Annotated in this window: 10 protein-coding genes; all 10 read right to left on the reverse strand. The window is 32.0% G+C overall.

The genetic code is table 11. The features are described 5' to 3' along the window. Positions 1–1,101: glycoside hydrolase family 30 protein (locus AB8B90_RS01315; RefSeq protein ID WP_405332892.1), on the reverse strand; the 1,101-nt coding region annotated here is incomplete at its 3' end. Positions 1,102–1,110: 9 nt separating this feature from the next. Then, positions 1,111–2,130 (reverse strand): hypothetical protein, encoded by a 1,020-nt coding sequence (locus AB8B90_RS01320; RefSeq protein ID WP_405332894.1) that lies wholly within the window; start codon positions 2,128–2,130, stop codon positions 1,111–1,113. Further along, entirely contained in the window at positions 2,127–3,440 is a 1,314-nt protein-coding gene (locus AB8B90_RS01325; protein ID WP_405332896.1) for a glycosyl hydrolase family 17 protein, read from the reverse strand. The genes AB8B90_RS01320 and AB8B90_RS01325 overlap by 4 nt, the downstream gene beginning before the upstream one ends. Next, on the reverse strand, positions 3,437–6,898 hold the full coding sequence (locus AB8B90_RS01330; protein WP_405332909.1) for a hypothetical protein: 3,462 nt from the start codon (positions 6,896–6,898) through the stop codon (positions 3,437–3,439). Before AB8B90_RS01330 ends, AB8B90_RS01325 begins: the two co-directional genes overlap by 4 nt. A gap of 199 nt (positions 6,899–7,097) precedes the next feature. Further along, positions 7,098–8,792: a family 16 glycosylhydrolase gene (locus tag AB8B90_RS01335; protein WP_405332898.1), complete on the reverse strand. Its 1,695-nt coding sequence runs from the start codon at positions 8,790–8,792 to the stop codon at positions 7,098–7,100. Positions 8,793–8,804: 12 nt separating this feature from the next. Next, entirely contained in the window at positions 8,805–10,892 is a 2,088-nt protein-coding gene (locus AB8B90_RS01340; RefSeq protein WP_405332899.1) for a PKD domain-containing protein, read from the reverse strand. Between the two features lie 31 nt (positions 10,893–10,923). Then, on the reverse strand, positions 10,924–12,381 hold the full coding sequence (locus tag AB8B90_RS01345) for a RagB/SusD family nutrient uptake outer membrane protein (RefSeq protein WP_405332901.1): 1,458 nt from the start codon (positions 12,379–12,381) through the stop codon (positions 10,924–10,926). A 10-nt stretch (positions 12,382–12,391) separates the two neighbouring features. Then, complete coding sequence (locus tag AB8B90_RS01350) at positions 12,392–15,592, reverse strand: SusC/RagA family TonB-linked outer membrane protein (protein WP_405332903.1); 3,201 nt, start codon at positions 15,590–15,592, stop codon at positions 12,392–12,394. Positions 15,593–15,827: 235 nt separating this feature from the next. Further along, on the reverse strand, positions 15,828–18,665 hold the full coding sequence (locus AB8B90_RS01355; protein ID WP_405332905.1) for a triple tyrosine motif-containing protein: 2,838 nt from the start codon (positions 18,663–18,665) through the stop codon (positions 15,828–15,830). A gap of 282 nt (positions 18,666–18,947) precedes the next feature. Then, a partial coding sequence (locus AB8B90_RS01360; RefSeq protein WP_405332907.1) for a helix-turn-helix domain-containing protein occupies positions 18,948–20,926 on the reverse strand: 1,979 nt, incomplete at its 5' end.

Consider the following 20,926-nt stretch of genomic DNA (forward strand, 5'->3'; position numbering starts at 1 on the left):
TCTGGCATATCTGTTTACTGGAGCGTATTTTGGATGTAAATGTTTATCTTTTTCAGAAGCCCAGTCCCAGCCCCAATCTGTTGCTTCTTTAGACCAATACCATTTATCATCTTTCCATTTTGGTATTTCGGAATCTACACAACCTTCTGTTTCTATTAATAATTTATTTGGAGCTTTCTGGTGTGCATATTGTAAGTCTTCAGGAAAGTAATCATAAGTACTTTCGTACCAGTGGATTGCTGTACCTGCAAAATATTTTGATGATGCTTTGTCTTTAAACATTTCATCAACCCATTCTTTTATACCTGCTCTGTTTTGATCATATCCCAAAATTTTTAAATGACCAAATCCGTCAGATTCTAATTTTGGACCTAAATGATTTTGAACAAAATCAGTTTCTTCTTTAGGTGAAAAGTGCATACTCTCCCAGTTATTTCCATTTCCATGAGGCTCATTTACAGGAGTTAATCCCCAAATATCGATACCCTCAGATTTGTATGCCTGTAAGTATTTAGAAAAATATAATGCAAAAGCATCATAATATTCTGGTAATAACTTTCCTCCTACATATGCTTTATTATCTTTCATCCAAGGTGGAGCTGTCCAAGGAGAAGCAACGATACCAAATCCATCTTTTGAAATAGCCATGGCATCTTTTATCATTGGTATCAAATCAGCTCTATCGTCATCTATATTGAAATTTTTCATCTCTACATCGCCTTCAACAGATGCATATGTGTAATTGCTTAATGAGAAGTCACATGATGCAATATGTGTTCTAGTTAAAGAATAACGAGCACCAGATTCTCCAAAATAGGCTTCTAAAACTTTGTTTCTATTCACCTGACTTAACCGGTTAAGTAAGTATGCAGAAGATTCTGTAAATGAGCCTCCTATTCCTGTTATTTTTTGGTGTTTTTGTTCTGGAAATAAAACTATCGAATCTACATTCTTTCCTTCAGGAAATTCAGAAAGTTGAGTTAATTGATTTCCATTGGCAGAAGTTTCGTAAACTTCGACTTTTAAAGTGTTTACTTCCTTATTGCAATTCATAATTGTAAGTGCTAAAAACGTACATAAACCATATTTAAAAATTTTCATACACATCTTTTATTTTTTCTTATTATTTACACTTAAATATTTTTCTTTCAGAACATCAAAAACCAGTTTCTTTTTTCTATTGATATCAACAATTCCCCAATATTCTTCATTAGGTGCTCCATCATAAGGAATACCTGTACTATTTGGCGCATAACCTCCTATATCTTGAATATCATTGTTACCAGCTTTCCACCAACCATCAGTAAATGAAAATAAGGTTACACCTGAACAAATGTCTTGATTGTCAAAAACCTTTTTTAATATATTTTCAGCAGCATCGGCCTGTGCTTTTTGATTTTCACCCTGTTCATAACCTGCTTTTGTGATAGTCATGTAACTATCGCCTCCCGTTTCAGATAAATACATGGGTTTAGAATTTATTGCTTTCCAAAGCTTAAATAAAGGTTCAGGATTGTCCCATCGATAAACGTTCATTCCCCAAACATCGATATTCGGACTTAATGATAAAGCCAACTCATTAGGTAAATCACCATGTGCGGTTGTGGTAGGATGATTTGGATCAGTAGTATGAATTAATTCTGCTGCCGCATTCATTTCATTATACCAGTTTTTGATATCGTTTTTAAACCATTCAGGATGGTAATTGTATTCGTTACCTAATTCCCACATGAGGATTGCATTATGGTTTTTGTACTTGTTTATGTAATCGATAAATGTTCCTGATTTTATATCAAAAATTCCTCCTTGGTTATATCCAAATCCAATAATTACTTTAATGCCTGCGTTATGAATTTCATTTAAAACATTCAAATCGTCAATAGGTTCATAGACTCTAATGGTATTGATGCCAGCTTCATTCATTAGTCCTAAATCTTGAGTTAAAGTTGACCAGCTTCTATTATTCGGGCTTCCTTTTGGAACAGGATGATAACAAATCCCTGTGATGGTGTATAATGTATCATTAACATAAATATGACTTTCTTTTACAGAAACCACTTCATTTTGGGTCAAATTTTCACACGACACTAATACAAAAGCTATGATAATAAGCGTTAAATACTTCCTCATTTTGTTACAATCTTTAAGTGTGGAATTATTACGTCTGCCAACAGCAAATCTATTTCTCCATTATAAGTTTTGGTAATAGGATTCCCATTTCTAGTTAGTCCATCAAAAACACCCTGATCTACTAAATTCCACAGTGCATACTTTGCTTTGGCATCTATAGTAAATAGACCAAAATGATTTTCAGAACCATTTGGGTTTTTTGCGTCTTTCCAGTTTTCATCAAAAGCTTCAAAATAAAAACAAGACATCCCTTCTTTTTCAGTCCATTGCCTCATATGATTATAGAATAGAGCCTCTTTATATTCATCAGTAGCATTTGAACCAGAATTCCCATATAAGCCACTTGAGAAGCTAGCCCAACCTGTTTCACCAATGTGAATTGGCTTGTCAACACCTAAGCTTTTCATGTATTTTTTCACTGATTCATATTGTGTCATTGCATAGACTTTTGCTCTTAACATTAATGAATCAATTTTTACTTTTTTAGATAATTTTGTTTCAGGATTTGAAATTCCCCAAAATACAGGATTGTAGTGTGTATCATGCATTGGATAGGTGTGCATAGAAATATAATCAACGGCTTTGATCAATAGCTCTAGTTCTTTAACATGATATTCTTCACTTCCTCCACCCCAAGATGCAAAGTTATCTGAACTAGTAATCCATAAGTCTTTTGGAAGTTCTCCAGACTGTTTTAAACCTTGTAAATGATTAACCCATTTTAAAATGACACTAGGCTGTACGTAATATGAAGTTGCCCATTTAACCATAGCTTCATTGCCAACTGCTAATATTTTAACAATTTCTGGATATTGCTTTGTTAATTCTACAGCAGTTTTAACTTCAATAGGATTTCGTTCGCTCTCTTGATTATGATCAGGATCTCCTCCATGCTCAGAATTAAATGCATTTTTACAATCAATCCAAATACCGAGCATAACATACATCTCAAAACTTGAGTCTTCCTTATTAAGCTCATCGATAGCCTTAAGTAAATTAGCAGCTTGATCTAAATGAACATTATATGTTCTTAAGACTTTTATTCCCATAGCTGAAAGAATCCGCATGTCGTCTTTGAGCTCTTCTTTACTTGGTTGAATGTCTCTAGTATTTTTTCTGTAACCTCCATATGAGATTGCCAAATAATCTGGGTTTCCTAGTATATCTTTTGCGTTCAAACTTAATCTGTCATTATTGGTTTCAGAGTTGTTGTTTTGCTTTTTATTAATATTACAACCAAACACAAGGATAATAGCGAATAAGCAAGAGGCATATCCAATAGTATTTCTTATGTTTTTTGTATTTATCATTTTAACAATTCTACAACTATATGGTTTATCTCTCCAGTTCTGTTAAATAGTTTACTACTAACCTCTTTATTCATTTTTAATGTTTGAAATTCTTGATTAGTGTCATTATTGAATATGACGTTCACTTTGTTTTTATTAGAAACCTTATAAATTATTGGGACTTGACAATAGGTAAAACAGAGTGAATCTCTTTCCAAATCTATAGATTTAACTTGTTTACTTAGATCTGTATAAATGAATTGCTTTGATGCCGCTAAAAATTCTTTTTTTCTTAGCAGTCTTGGATTGAAAAATAACACACCTTCATTAACAAAAACACCTAATTCACCAAATCTACAAAGCACATCTTCTTTTACTTGCCCAGTCATTCCAGGCTGTTGTGCTCCTTTTCCAGCAGGTGTATGAGAGTATGGGTCTGTAGGAAACGCACCATATAATTCTGGTGATTTATGAACACCTATACCTTCATTAATTTCATAATAATGTTCAAGTAATCGACCAATAGTTACTTCATCTTCATTTGTGTTAACAGCTAAGAGACAATTCTCTTGAACTGCTAACAAAAGTTTAGATACCATATGCCAGTATATTGAACCAAGTCCTTCATATCCAAAGAAAGTACCTGATCTACCGGTAAAAGATTTATGATCAAACATCTCCTCATAAATATCAAGCAATAATTCAGTATCAGCTTGAACTAATGTGCTGTACTTTTCTTCTGATAATTCTTTTAAAGCTTCTTTTAGGCTATCTGCATTATTAAAATTGCCATTAAAATGGTAGAGGCCAGTAATATCTTTTTCTATAATTTGTGTATTACCATCATTTAAAAGTTGTTTTAAAAGCTCTGATTTTAGTACCAATTCAGCTGGAATATCATTCTTATCAACAAAACGAGATAATTCTTTATCCGGATAAAGAATATAACTGTATTGATCATGTCTAAAAAGCGCACTAGCTTTTAAACCATCTAATAATTCGAGGGCTTCTATTGGTTTTAAATACCCTGAACTCAATACGGCAACCTGACCTTCAAGCATTTCAGATAAATAAGATATTGAAATTTCGTTATCATTTTCAACTGTCATCAAATTGTATGCATGATACAAATTGTCTTCACGCTTATTCATCTTAATTGTATGATCAAGATATGGTTGCAATGCATTAAAAAAATCTAATAAATCATCTTTAGTTATAGTTGATTTATCACTGTTAAATCCAGAATCATAAATTTTAAGTCTGTAATCACTTCCAGCAGTTCCTAGTCCGTCTAAAATAGTTTTTCTATCTGCATCTGAAATCTTATCAGAAAGTACAGTCTTATTTTCTTTTAAAGTACTAACTATGCTAGAGAAAAAAGTTGCTAATTCTGAAGATATATTATAATTATCTTCTGATGAATTTTCTACAATATCTTTAAAGAAATTAATAAATCGTTTTAGGTAGTATAGCGTGACCATAGAGACACCATTGCCTACCAAAGCATTATTAGCATCATTCCATTCTGGACGTTGTGTATTAAGCCAAATACCGCCTTCTGGAATAAAATTAGAGACTTTAGCTAAAACTGTGGCCAATAATTTTTCAATTAAATTCACCTTATGTATAAAGAAATTTTCATCACGTAAGAGTGCTCCATCCGCACCTAATCGCTCTTTCTCAAGTATGATTTTTTCATCTAATTTATAGTCAAAGTCAATAGTGTCTTTTGGGTTTTTTAAAGTATCCTGATAACTTTTAATTTTATACGGAACGTTGGCATAAACGAACAACTCTTTAGTAAAACAAGTTGATAATTTATTAGGATAATGATTTTCAATAAACTCTAAAAATTTTAGCAGATATATTATCTGATGATCTCCCCAATACCCAATATAAGACCAAGGATCGTCAGCCTCAATTGTTTCCCAATCAAAACCATCTTTAGTCACACGATAAGGATTATAACCTTCAAAAGTTGTAGCATTAAAGAATTTATGAATCATACCTTCTATAAAAGCAGGATAAGAATGAGCTAATGCTTCCCAATTTTGAAAAATATCTCTCCAGTTCCCTTCGTAATCTAAAATTTTAGAACCATCAACTTCACTTCTTGTATTGATGGAAAATTTATTCCAAGGACGACTAGGATCTCCATGTCTTCTACTGAATTTTAATGGTAAATATTCATAGCATAATCTTTTGAAATTTTTATCATTATCTCGATCTGCAATACTCTTGATGAAATTTACATCAAAAACAGCAGGCAAATCATTTAAAATTCCTTCCTTCTTTTTTGTTACTTTTTTATTGGCTTTAGAGATATATTTGAGGAAATCAACTTTTTCAATATTGTAGTCGTCATCAAAAATACCACCTCTCATAATATTGAAAAGGGTATTAGCAAAGTGCCTTGTGTTTCTTAATTTATTATCGCCTAATTGAATACCATCAGAAGCTCCAACGAGTTCTAAAAGATGTTTTGTTCCAGCGTCAATATCTTTTTGAATAAGCGCTTCAAAGTTTACATTACTTTTTATTTTTTCAGATATATCATTAATATCGCTAATAGTCTGATTCACATTTGCAATAAAAAACCAACTATTTTCCTCATTAGGTTTAATACCTAATTTTTTTACAATAAAGTAAGCTCCCTTTTCTGCTTTGATATCCTTTTCTTGAAAAATTTCTTTTCCTTTTCTGAAATTGTTTAGTTGTAAAGCAGATATAAGATGAGTTGGATTATCTAATCCTGAAGACCAAACTACATTTGCTTTTAAGGCTTCACTTGGTTCAGCTTTATCAACAATAATTGCACTAAGGGCATATATTCCTATACCAGTATTTGTCTCTAATTCACATTTTTTATAAGCATCAACAAGGTTACTTGCAGAATTTTGGAAATCAGATGCTAAGCCATGTGGCAGAATATTTTGAATACCGTCAAGAATTGTAATATCAATCTTCTGATTCGAATTATTTATAATTTTTGCTTTTCTAACAAAACCATATTGATTACTAGAATTCCACTGATATCTAAACGTTACACCAAGGTCTTCATTAAACTCCTCAAAAAGTACCTTGTTGCCATAATTATTTTTGTAGAGGTTTCTTTTAATCTTATAAACACCTTTGTATTTATCGGAAAATGGTTCCCATAAGTAAGTTTTGTTGTCTAGATGGACTTTAATAATGGTTTTACTACCTGTAATTTCAGCTGATTCTGTAATCTTGTCATCAGTGTAATATGGAAATAATGCATTATTTGAGTTCTTTCTACCAGCAGTTAAAGCTCCATTACTTGAAATAAACATCCAGTGATTTGAGTTGCTAACAAGACTCATAAAAAAAGGTCTCATTTTATCACTATTAGATATTTTATAATAGACTTCATCATCAAAAGTTACTAACTCTCCTTTTACTTCATTATCATGAAAGCAAGCTGGTTTTCCTCCTATATAAATTGGGTTATCACTCATTTTTTTGGACAATGCATCGTTACTAATGTTTTGAGTTTTGGTTGCAATCATTTTCTTTTAAACAGAATATTTATAAATATTTTCACTTAATTAAATCCTTTTAAAACACTTTTTAATTTTGAAGTTTTAATTAAAAAGGCCGAGAATAACGCTCGACCTTTTATAAAAAGGACTCAAATAAATAATTAAAAAACTTTTTTTATTGATATACTCTTACATAATCAATCTCCATAGTGTCTTCAGTAAAAGCAGGATCTATGTCTCCTCCTAATGTTCCTCCCATAGCAATATTGAGTATTAAAAAGAACTCACTATTAAATGGTAAATCAGAAGTATTAGTAACAGTGTGATAAATAGTATCATCTACTAAAAATATAATTTCACCAGTTCGCCACTCTACTGTATAGTTATGAAATTCAGTTGTAGAAGTCGTTAATATTGTATCTGCAGAATCTCCTGCACCTGGTGAAACAGCAGGATGATGTACTGTAGCTAGAACTCTATTTTTATCTTGACCTTTTTGTTCCATGATATCAATTTCTCCACAACCAGGCCATGTATTCGTTTGGTAATCTGCACCTAACATCCAAATTGCTGGCCAAGTTCCTATTGAAGCTGGTAATTTTGCTCTAACTTCAACTCTTCCATATGTTAAATTGAATAGGCCTTCAGATTTTAGACGAGCTGATGTATATCCACCACCATTTTCTTTGGCAGTAATTTTAAGGAAACCATCCTCAACAATAACATTTTCAGCATTATTTGTATAGGTTTGAACTTCTTGATTACCCCAACCTCCTGCACCAAGGTCATAGGTCCAATTATTACTATCTGGAGCTCCATTTGTATCAAATTCATCAGACCAAGTTAAATTATTAAAAATAGTACTAAACTCTTCACCCGGTTCCGTTGTTGTAAACATTTGATACCAAACTAACACAGGGTTTATGGCATCCTGAAATCTAACATATAAAAAACTCTCATCAATTTGTAAGATTTCATAAGTTGATGCTCCAGTATAATACCCCATAAATCCATCATTTGTTAGGTTCATCACAGTACCTCTTGGAGCTGGATAATTTGGATCTGCAACTTGAGTCCAATCTGTTGAAGATGGCGCAAGCGTTACTTCACTAACTCCTGAAGTATCAAACTCCCAACAAGTATCTGAAAATTCACCAAAAGTTTGTCCTACAACAGCACCATGAGCCCAATTAAAAAATGTAAACCCATTATTATTCTGAGTAAAAGTCACTTGTTCATCTAAGCTTTGAGAAAAAGTTAAATTGAAATTACAAAAGCAATCAGAGTCTCCGTTTCCGCATTTTCCAAAAGGACCTGTAGAATCATATTGTGGGAACCAATGTCCGTTTAACGCGCCATCATCTCCTAAATCCTGTTCTAAAGTTGGACCAACGCCTAAATGACCGTCTTGATCTAATTTAGGATACCAAGTTTTTGAAGCACCTGGACCACCCGTTAAAAACAAAATTGCATCAGGATCAGTAAAATCACTAAGTACTTCAATATCTGCTGAAGCAAGTGTAGTAACTCCTCCAGTTCCAACTGCGCTAACTACTACGGTATAAGTATTCACACCATTTGAAGTATATTGATTTGTAAATGCTCCTGTAGGAGATACAGCTGTTGTATTTTGTGGACTATTTCCGAATTGTATATTATAACTTAAAGCATTATCAGCTGTAGCTGTAAAGTTTACTATACCACTTCCATCACCAAATGGATTGTTAATGTCCTGTCCTACTATATCTATAGTAAATACTAAATTAGTAGGTGCGATTATATCACCAAATGTAGCGTCATCTTCTTTACATCCAGTAGCTAATACAAACAAGGACATTAGACTGTATATTATATATTTTAAATTTTTCATATCAATTACTTTTTATTGTTTTACAAGTTTATATTGCCAAAAAACACCTGATCCAGATTCTATATATACGTTTATTGTATTTGCATCTTCAAACGTAACATTGTAAGTGATTGTATTTGGTACTGCTACTGCTGGCAATTCTCCAGCGTTATTAGCTTTTGCTAATCCTATGTAAGCTCCAATTCCATCTATAGTTATTGTACCTAAGTTTTCATTATAAACATACGTTGCTGGATTAGAACCATCATGAGGTGCTACTGGAGTTCCACAAGCATTTCCTCCTCCTTGCCAATCTTCTATCCATGATTCTGCTCCTAAATTATTTGAGAAACTACCATCTGCTCCAAACACGTAAGTATCATCATAATAGCAAGCTCTTTCTGCAACACAAGGATCATCACAAGAGAACCAACTGATATCACCAAGTGATGGACCAACACCTAGTGATCCTGATTCAGAAGCCATTACCCAAGTACCTGTTAAAGGATTTGCTACTGCTGCTTCTCTCACCAATTTATATTGCCAAAAAACACCTGATCCAGATTCGATATTGACATCAATAGAATTTGCTCCTGTAAATGTCACATTGTAAGTAATTGAGTTTGGAACTGCAACAGCTGGTAACTCTCCAGCATTATTAGCTTTTGCTAGCCCAATGTAAGCTCCAATTCCATTTAGAGTTACTGTACCAGCACCTTCGTCATAAATATAAGTCGCAGGATTAGATCCATCATGCGGAGCTACTGGAACTCCACAAGCATTACCACCTCCTTGCCAATCTTCAATCCACGACTCTGTGCCTAAATCATTCGTAAAACTTCCGTCACTTCCAAACACATAGGTATCATCAAAATAACAAGCTCTTTCTGCCACACAAGGATCATCACAAGTGAACCAACTGATATCACCTAGTGATGGACCAACGCCAAGTGATCCTGATTCAGATGCCATTCTCCAAGTTCCTTCTAATCCTTGTAATGTTGTAGTTTCATTTCTGTAGAAATAAACATTATCAATAAAGAAATCGAAAGTACCTACAGGTAATCCAGAAAATATTAATTGTTGAATAGAATTAATCGATGTCATTCCAGCATCAGTAAAATCACTCATAGGAATATCTATTGATACCCATTCGTTTTGAGGAAGATTTTCAAATACAATTTCAGCTTCTGTAGCCGTACCTCCTAAATCTACTAGTTTAATTCTAAATGTTGTTGCATTAAGGCTCCAAAAATCTAAGTGAAAAGCATCCATTTGAGATGCATCTACAGCATCAGCACCATAAAATTCAACACCTACAAAGTCGGCATCTGCATAAAATTTAGTATCATCACCTTCAATTTGAATATCAGTTAAAATACTTGTACTCCAATCTGATCTCCATGAACTTACATTTACATCTAAATCATATGCATTACTAAACATAGATATTACATCATTAGGCTGTCTATTTGGAGGATTAGGTGCGGCGATTAAAGGTTGTAGTATTTCTGTAACTGTAAAATCTTCAGTATAAGTTAGAGTTTCAACAGCAGCACTCATTGAAGTTACTGTAATTGTATAAGTCCCTACACTATCATAAACAAAAGAAACAGGTTCGTTGTTATTTGACATAATAGTAGTATCTGCAGGATCACCAAAATTCACTTCATATGAAATTGCAAAATCTGCATCAGCAAGAACATTAACTTGTCTTGATACTGCTGGGTCATTTTCTATAGTTACCACTAAATTTTCTGGTGCTTGAAATGACACCTCTATGGGCTGTGTTATTGTAGTTGTTAAACCATTTAAAGCAATTGCCGTTATCTCAACGTCATAGTTTCCTTCTTCATATGTATGGCTAACACTATTACCAGGGTTAATACCATTTGCAGGTTCGGATTGATCACCAAATCCTACATTAAAGTTTGTCACACCTTCACCTAGAGGAGTTATTGTAACAAAACCTGTATTGTCTTGAGTAACTACAACATTTGCAGATACATTTGTGGGAGCTTGAATGCTATCTACAAAATTTGAGTTCTCGTCGTCTTTTGAGCAACTATAAATTGCTACAGCAATAAGACAAATACTAATTAGATACTTTATTGTTTTCATCTTTCTAATTTTTATTTTTCAATTTTAATTTTTAATATCCAGAGTTTTGAGTCCAATTATTACCTGCTAGTTCAATTTCTATTCTAGGAATTGGAAACAAAACATTTCTAGGTGTAAAACCTGGGATTGTACTAGTTTGACCTGTTCTTACTTGATCAAAAAAGCGATGACCTTCACCAGCTAATTCTAATCGTCTTTCTTTAAATATATCTTGAGTTAGATTATCACCAGATGTTTGAATATCATCTAATCCAGCTCTATCTCTAACCATATTTACATAGTCTCTAGCTTTCATATCGTTAATTCCTCCTCTATTAAAAGCTTCAGCTGCCATTAATAGAACGTCAGAATATCTTATAGCTCTATAATTATTGCTATGCGTAAGATTAGGGTCATTCAGGTTACCTTCAGCATAAGGAATATACTTTTTGTTGTAATATCCAGTATAATCTAATGTGTTTCCAAAGCTGAAAGTTACATTAGGTCTTTCAGCAACAAAAGCATCCATGTCTAATATAGTGGCATCGCGTCTTGTGTCATTTACAGAGTAAGCATTAAACAACTCTTGAGTTGGAGGATTAAAAGCAAAGCCGAATTCAAATGGAGCAAAATCTCCACCAGAAAATCTTGGTCCCATAAAACCTACCGCAATATTTCCCTCTACACATTGGAAACAATCAAAACTACCTCCTTCTCCACCGAAATACTGAACCTCAAATACAGATTCAATATTATTTTCATTAGAATTTAAAAATATTGTAGAAAAGTCCTCAACCAGTTGGTACTGACCAGAATTAATAACTTGATCAAGCGTAATAGCTGCTTCATCAAATTTATCTTGATATAAATATATCTTTCCTAATAATGCTAAAGCAGCTCCTTTGGTTACTCTTCCGCCTTGAGCTTGTTGCCAAGGAAGATTTTGAATTGCAGATAATAAATCAGATTCAAGTCTTGCATACACTTCTGCTTTAGGTGTTCTATCTATCGATTGTGAATCTTCTATAGAAATTCTACCATCTACATATAAAGGCACATCTCCAAAGAATTTCACCAATTCGAAATAGTAGTAAGATCTTAAAAATAAATTTTCTGATAGTAGTTGATCTTTACCATCAAAGTCTAATTTATCTTGAAATTCGACTATGTAATTAGCACGACTAATGCCAGCGTACATTAATTGAAAAACACTTCTTAAAGCTTCATTATCTGGCGTATGTATCATGTCGTCAATTTGTTGCCAAGCTAACACGTCTGTTGGAGATTCACCACCACATAAGCTATTATCAGAAGCAATTTCTCCTAATAAGTTGTGCAAATACGTAGTTGATAATAAATCATAAACACCTACAAGTGCATCTTCATAATCTTGTTTAGAGTTGAAGAAGTTTTCAGAATTCTCTTCACCTTCAGGTAGTATATCTAAGTAATCTTCACATGATAAACATGCAAACAATAGTATTATAGCTGTTATTTTTTTAATAGTCATATGTCGTAGTTTAAAATGAAACATTGATACCAGTTGTAAAAGTTCTTGTTTGTGGATATTGACCAAGGTCTACACCAGCACTTAATGGACTAGCATTTGACACATCAGGATTATATCCTTTATATTTTGTGAATGTATACAGGTTATTTACTGAAGCGTAAATTCTAAAATTATCTAGATTTAATTTATCCAATAATGATTGCGGAAGCGAATACCCTAACTGTACATTTTGAATTCTTAAATAAGAACCATCTTCTACATAAAATGAAGAAAACAAGTTATTATTAGATGCAAGGTTTGAAGCTCTAGGAACAGAATTTGAAGTTCCTTCTCCAGTCCATCTATTTAAATAAAAATTTGGCTTATTACTATAAGTTAAGAATCTTTCATAACTACGTGCGATATCATTACCTATCGACGCATACAATGAAGTTCCGAAATCAAATTGCCAGAAGTTTACATTTAAATTTAATCCCATAGTTACATCTGGAATAGGATTACCAATAACGGTTTGATCATCATCACTTCCAAATTCAACTACACCATCACCATCAACATCAACATATCGTATATCTCCTGGACTGGCTCCAGCTTGAAAAGGCGTATCAGAACTATCTATTACACCATCATTATTTGTATCTGTATTTAACGCATCAATTTCTGCTTGATTTTGGTATATACCATTCATCTCAAGACCATAGAATGAACCAATTGGTAATCCTGTTTGAAAACGAGATGTTTGTTGATCTAATCCGAAAAGACCTCCCGAAATAAAACCAGCAGCATTATTAACTTGTAATGCTTTGTTGTCTATACTTGTAATTGTATACCCAACACTAAAGCCTATATTATCACTAAAGTCATGGCTGTAATTAATACTTAAATCAACACCTTTATTTTCAATCGTTCCTGCATTTACAACAGGAGCAGAACTACCACCTGCTGTTGGTCCAAGAAGACCTGAAACCTCTGGCACTAATAATAAATCTTCAGTAGTTTTTTTATAGTAATCTACAGATACATTTAATTTATTATTGAATAATCCTAAATCTAATCCAATGTTAGTCTGTGTATTGGTTTCCCATTGCAAATCAGGATTTGCTAGAGCTCCTACTGCGTTTCCGAATGTTAATAAATCATCAAACGGATACGTAGCCTCTCCTGCTGTACCTTGAACAAGTCCTAGCCATCTGTAATTTCCTATCTTATCATTACCTGTGATTCCCCAACTTCCTCTAACTTTAAGTTTACTAATGAATTCAACATTAAAAAAATCTTCGTTTGTTACTACCCAACCACCAGATATAGATGGGAAATTACCAATTCTGTTATTTGGTCCAAATTTAGTTGATGCATCACGTCTTATCATTGCTGAAAACAAGTATTTTCCTTGATAATCATATTGTAAACGTCCGAAAAACGAATACCATCTGTTTTCATTTCTACCATCTGCAGCAGTTGCTAAAACGGTCAACACATCACCAGTTACTGGATCAACTTGGATAATATCACTAGTGTTTCCTAAATAAGCATTATCCCAGTTATCAGGACCACTATTTAAAGGGCCACCACCAAAGAACCCTTTGTAGACTTCACTTCTAATGGAAGTTCCGAAGAGGGCATTAAAATTATGCTTATCATTTAAAGTAATACTATAATCAATAAAGTTTTCCCAAGTATAGTCAAACGAGTGCTGTCTGTTTTCTCCAACAGACCCAAATACATCTCTGCTCCCATCATCATTTAAATCTAGATCAAATGAATTTGGAGTTTCTAGTCGTACATTGTTTACTACTTTACCCGGACCATAATATTGGAGTGGAAAATAAGATCTACCACCGAAATTTGCATAATTAAAATTAAATCTAGATGTTGCTTTTAGGTTATCTAAAATTTTATATTCTAATTCTAATTTACCCGTAAATCGATCAGCATAACCTTCATTAAAAGTATTATTAATTTGAGCTAGTGGGTTAATAATTTCAATCCCTTGTTCTTGACCTATGTATGCATATCCTCCAGAAATATTTGCAGGAGTCGTGTCATCAAAAACAGGAGTTAAAGGAGAAGCATTTAACGCATAGTATAATGAAGAACCTCTCCCACCTTCTGGAATTGATTTACTTCTAAGATTAGTATACAATAAAAATGTGTTAAGCTTTAATTTTTCAGTGATATCGAATCCAATATTATTTTTTATCGTCCATCTTTTAAAATTAGATTTGTCGCTCGCAATAATTCCGTCTTGAGCAAAATAACTAGCACTAAAACCATAAGTCATTGTTTCAGATCCTCCAGTGATACTCAGGTTATGATTGAACATTGGCGCTCGACTAAATAATTCATCTTGCCAATCAGTGTTATTATTAATGCTTTGCAAATTAGGATAAGGTATCGCATTACCATCTGCAGCTTCAGTTTCATTTACATATGCTGCATACTCATAATTATTAAGTAGATCTATTTGATTTTCAGCTTCCTGAATTGCATAATAAGAATTGTAAGAGAATTTAGTTTTTCTGTTTTTCTTTCCAGTTTTGGTAGTAATAAGAATGACACCATTTGCACCCTGCACTCCATATATAGCCGTACTTGCATCTTTTATGATATCCATTTTCTCAATATCATTTGGGTCAATAATACTCAAGTCATTACCAATATTAACACCATCTACTATTACTAATGGTGAATTATCACCATTTGTGGTTATACCTCTAATTCTGATATTTAGAGCTGCACCTGGTGAACCAGAGTTTGCATTTACTTGGACACCTGCTGCAGAACCTTTTAGAGCTTCCTCAATTCGCGCAGGATTGTTTTTTACGATACTTTCTGAATCTAAACTAGAATAAGCACCTGTTACTAATTCTTTTCTTTGTGAACCATATCCAATAACCACTACTTCATCCAGTGATTCAGTATCTTCAACAAGAACAATTGTTAACGGTTCTCCATTTTTAATGGTAATCTCTTGATCTTTAAATCCTACATACGAGAATAAAATAACCGAATTAATTGGCACATCTTTTATTTCAAAAATACCATCAAAATCTGTTGAAGCACCTTTTGAAGTGCCTTTCACAAGAATATTAACTCCTGGCAATGGTTGACCAGAAACTTGATCTGTTACTGTCCCTTTTACATCAACTTCTTGACTAAATACAAGCGAAGTAAATAGTAAAAAGATTAAGGAAAAAAATTTTGTTGTCATATTGATTTGTTTGTTATGTAGTAAACTTATAATAAGTGATTATGAATTCAATAAAAAACACCAATACAAAAAACATACATCGCAACAAAAAGCGTATTTTTTTGCGAAACCATCAATAACACTACTATTATGGAAGATAATTTACAAATAAATCTCATTAAATTATATATGATAATAAGTTAAAAAACTAACGTGTAGTGGTATTGTATAGTCTATTTTAACATATGTATGGCTTCTAAATTTCAAGGATATAATTTGTTAAGCTATACTCATGAGGTAATTCCATCTTTTTACGCAAACGATATCGTTTTACTTCAACACTTTTAGGAGAAATATTTAGTAAAGGTGCTATTTCTTTAGAAGACAAATTAAGCCTAAGGTAAGCGCATAATTTTAAATCATTTGGAGTAAGTGATGAATGCTTAGATTTAATTTTTTTTAGAAAATCTTTATCTGCATTATTAAAAGCTTCTTCAAAAAACTTCCAATCGTCTGTATTGTTTAGGTTTTTGTCAATAATCTTTATTACTGGATTTAAACCCTCAGAATTGTTAACTTTCTTAAGCTCTTCTTTAATATTGTTTAAAAATTCATTCTTTTTTATCAAACTCATTGTAGATATAGCAAGTTCACGATTCTTATTTTCTATATCTTGCTTCAATTGGTCATTTTTAAGCGCCATTAACACTTGTGTATTCTCTAATTCTTTTACTTCTAATTCTCGTTTTGATTTCTCAATGACTTTATGCTGCTGATTTTTATAATACTTTCTGTAATAGTAGTGCATAATCAATAAAAGTGCAATTGCAGACAATACATATAAAGCAATTGCCAAGTTAGAAAGCAACAGAGGTCTTTTAATTGTAAACTCATAAGATGCAACGTTACTTGTAGTAACATTACCCGATTTACCACGAACATTAAATTTATAATCGCCAAATGGTAAATTCTCAAATGTATGAGATGAGTTTTCAGACCAATCAGACCAATTATCAGATAATCCTTCCAACTGAAATTGATACTTATTTTTTATAATCACTCCATAATTCACAAAACTATAATCAAAAATGATATTATTCTTTTTGTTTCTAAAAATGGATTCATCTGATGGGTTAATGCGTTCATTCGGTTGATCTATCTCATAAGCTTCAATATTATTTAAAACTATTTCTAATTCCTTATTAACTTGTGAAATATTATTATCTATAATGAGATAGCCATTGTATTTACCTACTAAATACTCGTTACTGCTAATTTTAGTAACATTTTCAAAACCAGCCACAACACTTTTAAAATAACTTGAAACTGGAAATAACTTTACATTAGGTGTTTCGCTTATGCCTCCATAAGACACAAATGCAATATTATCATCTGCATATCTCCAACAAACCATATCTTCCTCACCACTAATTCTCATCATTGTTGTGAGGTTTTTAAAAGGCTTAAATAAAGACGAGAAATTAGTGTCGATTATAAATTCTTGATTTGAATTTTGCTTAAAGACACTTTCTGAAGTCACATAAATTAATTCTCCATTATAATTGAACACGTTAGAACCAATACCCTTATAAATATTTTCAATTCTAGTAGTCTTTATAACGTTTTTAAAATCATCATCAATTTTCAACTCATACAGTCCATTTAATTCATGATTAACGTAAAGCGAATTATTTGCAAATTCAAAAAACCTACTAGAAATGTCAATTCCTTCAATTTTATTTCTAAACACCCAATTATTATCAACTTTTTCAAGGATATTGAGTCCATTATAATTTCCCTGTAAAAGCAAGTTTGGTTTGTTTGGAATTCTCTTAATATCCCAAGTTCCAATGGCGTTTTCTATCGAAGAAACTACTTTATTATTTTCAATAATCAAAGTGCCTTTATTATGGCCACAAAACAGCTTACCATCAATAGTTTTTAGTACCCAAACTTGTCCATTTGTATCATTAATAAGTTGAAATTCGTTATTTGATGTTCTTTCTTTATAAAACAAGCCTTGATTCGTTCCTAGATAAAGTAAACCATTTAAAGTTATGGAGGTGTAAACCGTTCCTAGTTTACCACTATCGTCTTTGTAGATATGATATGGAGAAGTCACTTCAATTAGACTTATACCATTATCTAAACCTAGCCAAATATTTGAATCTGAATCTTGAAAAATAGACAATACTGTATTATTTATGAGTCCATTACCTTGATTTACCGTATATTTTATTTCTCCTTCAGGAGTCATGAAGATTATACCATTAGAAATAGTACCTAAAGCAAAAGATCCGTTATTTAATTTAAAACTACTATATACACTTCTATTAAGTAATATATTATTTGCTGGAATATCCCATTGTATTAATCCCTGTTTACCTAAAACAAAAAAACCACTTTCTTGGGTTTGAATTAAAAACTTATCCTTGTGACGAAATGCATTAATAACCTTATTTGATTTTAGAACATTGTCATTAGAAACCATTTCTGACTTCCCATTAACTATTCTAAACAAGCCTATACCCTTTTTCTGAAAATAAATAATATTTTGAGAAATAATCATATTAGACAACTCGGTTTCAGAATTAATAAATTTCACAGACCAGTCTGAAGTATTTACCATGTAAATTCTGTTTAACGACTGAAAAAGAATCCAATCGTCTAAAGCTATAATTTTCCAAATTTGTTCATCTTCTATAAACTTTATCTTAAGTTTATCAGACAAAGAACTATATTCTAGGAACCCATATTTATTACGCTCCCAAAATCCGAATTCCATATAGCTACCAGAATATACTCGACTACCATCAACTTCAATAGACCTTAAAACAGTCTTGTTTGGTGACTCGTAAAATTGCCATTTTGCGCCATTATATTCTAATAATCCAAGATTATTAGCTACATAAATATATTTATCATTTCCTTGAGAAATAGACCAGTTTTGATTTTCAGCATTATAAGATTCTGGAGTAAAGTTTTGTATCGGAGGTAATTCTTGAGAATTGGTCTTATTACAAAGAAACAAAAACACAGCTAGTATGAGTATTCTTGATTTCAATAATTCAAAATAAACTCCTGAGTATTGCATTTGTATAGGTGTTACTTCTTAATAAAGTTACAAAATAACACTAAAAAATCAGACTGCAAAACTACTTACAATTACAGTTATAGCTTGATTTATATTATTCTATTGAATGTTTGGTTGATTTAAATATTTAAAACAAGTTGTATAGTTACTTTCAGATACAGAAATTGATCTGTTACTATTGAGAGTTCTTTATAAAACATGAAGATAAATTTAAAATAGTTAAAAGTGAATCAAAATACCATATAAACAGAAATATAAATAATGACCGCAATAATTATATAACTAAATAAGTTCTTTGTCCTTTAATGATTTTTTCAACTGATTATGGTTTTTCCAAAATCTATCTTTAATTTTTTGAATAACTTGATGATATTCAGGATGAATTTTTAAAGTTTTTATTAAAGGATCTTCTTCTATAAACAACAAAACCCAATATTGATAATTATTTTTAGTGGCAAACAGTTTTAATTGCTCAATTGCGAGATTAGGATTTTCTTCATGCAGATATTTCATAGCTAAACTAACTGGCTTGTATATTGATTGCTCATTTTCGCAGTATTCCTCATAAGCTTTAAAGTAGTCTAGAGCTTTAACCTGTAAGCCCATCCTGTCATATACCAGTCCGATTTTTAAATTTTCTTGTGGATACATGTTTAGTCCTTTACTTGATTTAATTTTTTCAAATTTATCGTAATAGTAAAAAGCACTATCATACTTTTCTTGGAAATAATAAAACTTACCTACTTCCTGCATAATATCTAGACGTGTCGTATCTTTTCTCCATTCTCTTACCAATACGTCCGTTGCCTTTTCTATATTTTGATGCTGAGCGTATTCTATAAATACTTTTAAAAAAGGGGCATAATAATTCTCTGGATTATTATCTAACGACAAATCGATATACTTCTGTGCTTCATCTGTAAACCCATTTTGAATAAAAGCATTACTTAACGCTAAATACATATAACTTTTACTTATTGAATCATTTGCTTCAATATCAATTTGCAAACCTTTTAATGCGTATTGTAAGTATTTACCTGTATTAGGTACTGCCCTTGAATACAAATCAGCAAGAATTTGTATTACTGAAGACGAATTAGGGTTATATTCTAAAGCTTTTTCTAAATGTGGAATAGCTAATCGAAACTCATTACTGTTTATATAGTAAAGTGCCTTTGCTATGAGGCTATTGGCTGATTTTGAGTCATAAAGCAATGCCTTATCTGCATTGTTATTAATGATATCTGTATACTGTTTTTGTGCTCGGTTTAAATCTAAATAATAGTATGAAATTGCAATTTGAGAATATGCCAGCGCAAATTCAGGGTCTTGTACTATGGCTTTTTCAAATAAAGTAATAGCAGCTTCCAAACCTTCTTTAGTCTCTTCTTGAAGTCGTTCAAGTCCTTTTAAGTAATAATCATATGCTAATACGTTTTCTGTTGGTTTTTTATCAATTTGTTGTAATTCAGCAGGAGTTACTGTTGCTTTTATGGATTCAGCTATCTTTTTAGCAACTTCATTCTGTACAGAAAAAATATCTTTAGTTTTATGGTTGTACTGTTCTGCCCATATGGGTGTGTCATTTGATGCATCGATCAATTGAATATTCAATAAAACCTGATTATCTGCACGTTGGCCACTTCCTTCAATTAAGTAATTGACATTAAGTTCTTCGGCTATTTCTGAAATGGTCTTATCGGTATCTCTATATTTTTCTACAGAGGTTCTACTTATCACTCGGAGATCCTCTATCTTTTGTAAATTGTTTAGTGTCGACTCCATAAGTCCATTCACAAAATACAAGTTATTCGAATCGCTACTCATATTCTTAAACGGCAATACAGCTATGGATTTTTTAAGATTGGTATCTTTTTTTTCAGTATTACCATTAAGTGTTTCTTTTGAAAAAAACAAGAATGCTACTATGCCTATAACTATAACAATTCCTAATAAGGTATGAACTCTGTAGTGTTGAAAAAATCCTTTTTTAATAACTTCTAGGGATTCTCCGTTTTGGATATCGTCTTGTTTTAATTCTACTTGTTCACCTGTTTTTTTTCTGGCCTCGCCTGGCGAATAGCCATAATAGTCTCTAAAGCATTTTATGAAATAAGAAGTATTACTAAATCCAACCTGATAAGAAATTTCAGAGACCGTAAGTTCCGTGTCTTCTATAAGTGTCATTCCTTTTTGTAATCGAACTTCACGAATAAACTGACTTGCACTACCTTGTGTTTGTTTCTTTATCTTTCTCAACA

It is taken from the genome of Psychroserpens sp., from assembly GCF_045105015.1.
Taxonomy (GTDB): Bacteria; Bacteroidota; Bacteroidia; order Flavobacteriales; family Flavobacteriaceae; genus Psychroserpens.

What these genes read in the sequence shown, in the direction of transcription:
- AB8B90_RS01340 (WP_405332899.1), bottom strand. Translation starts at nt 10,892, where the DNA reads ATGAAAACAATAAAGTATCTAATTAGTATTTGTCTTATTGCTGTAGCA.
- AB8B90_RS01355 (WP_405332905.1), bottom strand. Translation starts at nt 18,665, where the DNA reads ATGCAATACTCAGGAGTTTATTTTGAATTATTGAAATCAAGAATACTC.
- AB8B90_RS01330 (WP_405332909.1), bottom strand. Translation starts at nt 6,898, where the DNA reads ATGAGTGATAACCCAATTTATATAGGAGGAAAACCAGCTTGCTTTCAT.
- AB8B90_RS01320 (WP_405332894.1), bottom strand. Translation starts at nt 2,130, where the DNA reads ATGAGGAAGTATTTAACGCTTATTATCATAGCTTTTGTATTAGTGTCG.
- AB8B90_RS01335 (WP_405332898.1), bottom strand. Translation starts at nt 8,792, where the DNA reads ATGAAAAATTTAAAATATATAATATACAGTCTAATGTCCTTGTTTGTA.
- AB8B90_RS01345 (WP_405332901.1), bottom strand. Translation starts at nt 12,381, where the DNA reads ATGACTATTAAAAAAATAACAGCTATAATACTATTGTTTGCATGTTTA.
- AB8B90_RS01350 (WP_405332903.1), bottom strand. Translation starts at nt 15,592, where the DNA reads ATGACAACAAAATTTTTTTCCTTAATCTTTTTACTATTTACTTCGCTT.
- AB8B90_RS01325 (WP_405332896.1), bottom strand. Translation starts at nt 3,440, where the DNA reads ATGATAAATACAAAAAACATAAGAAATACTATTGGATATGCCTCTTGC.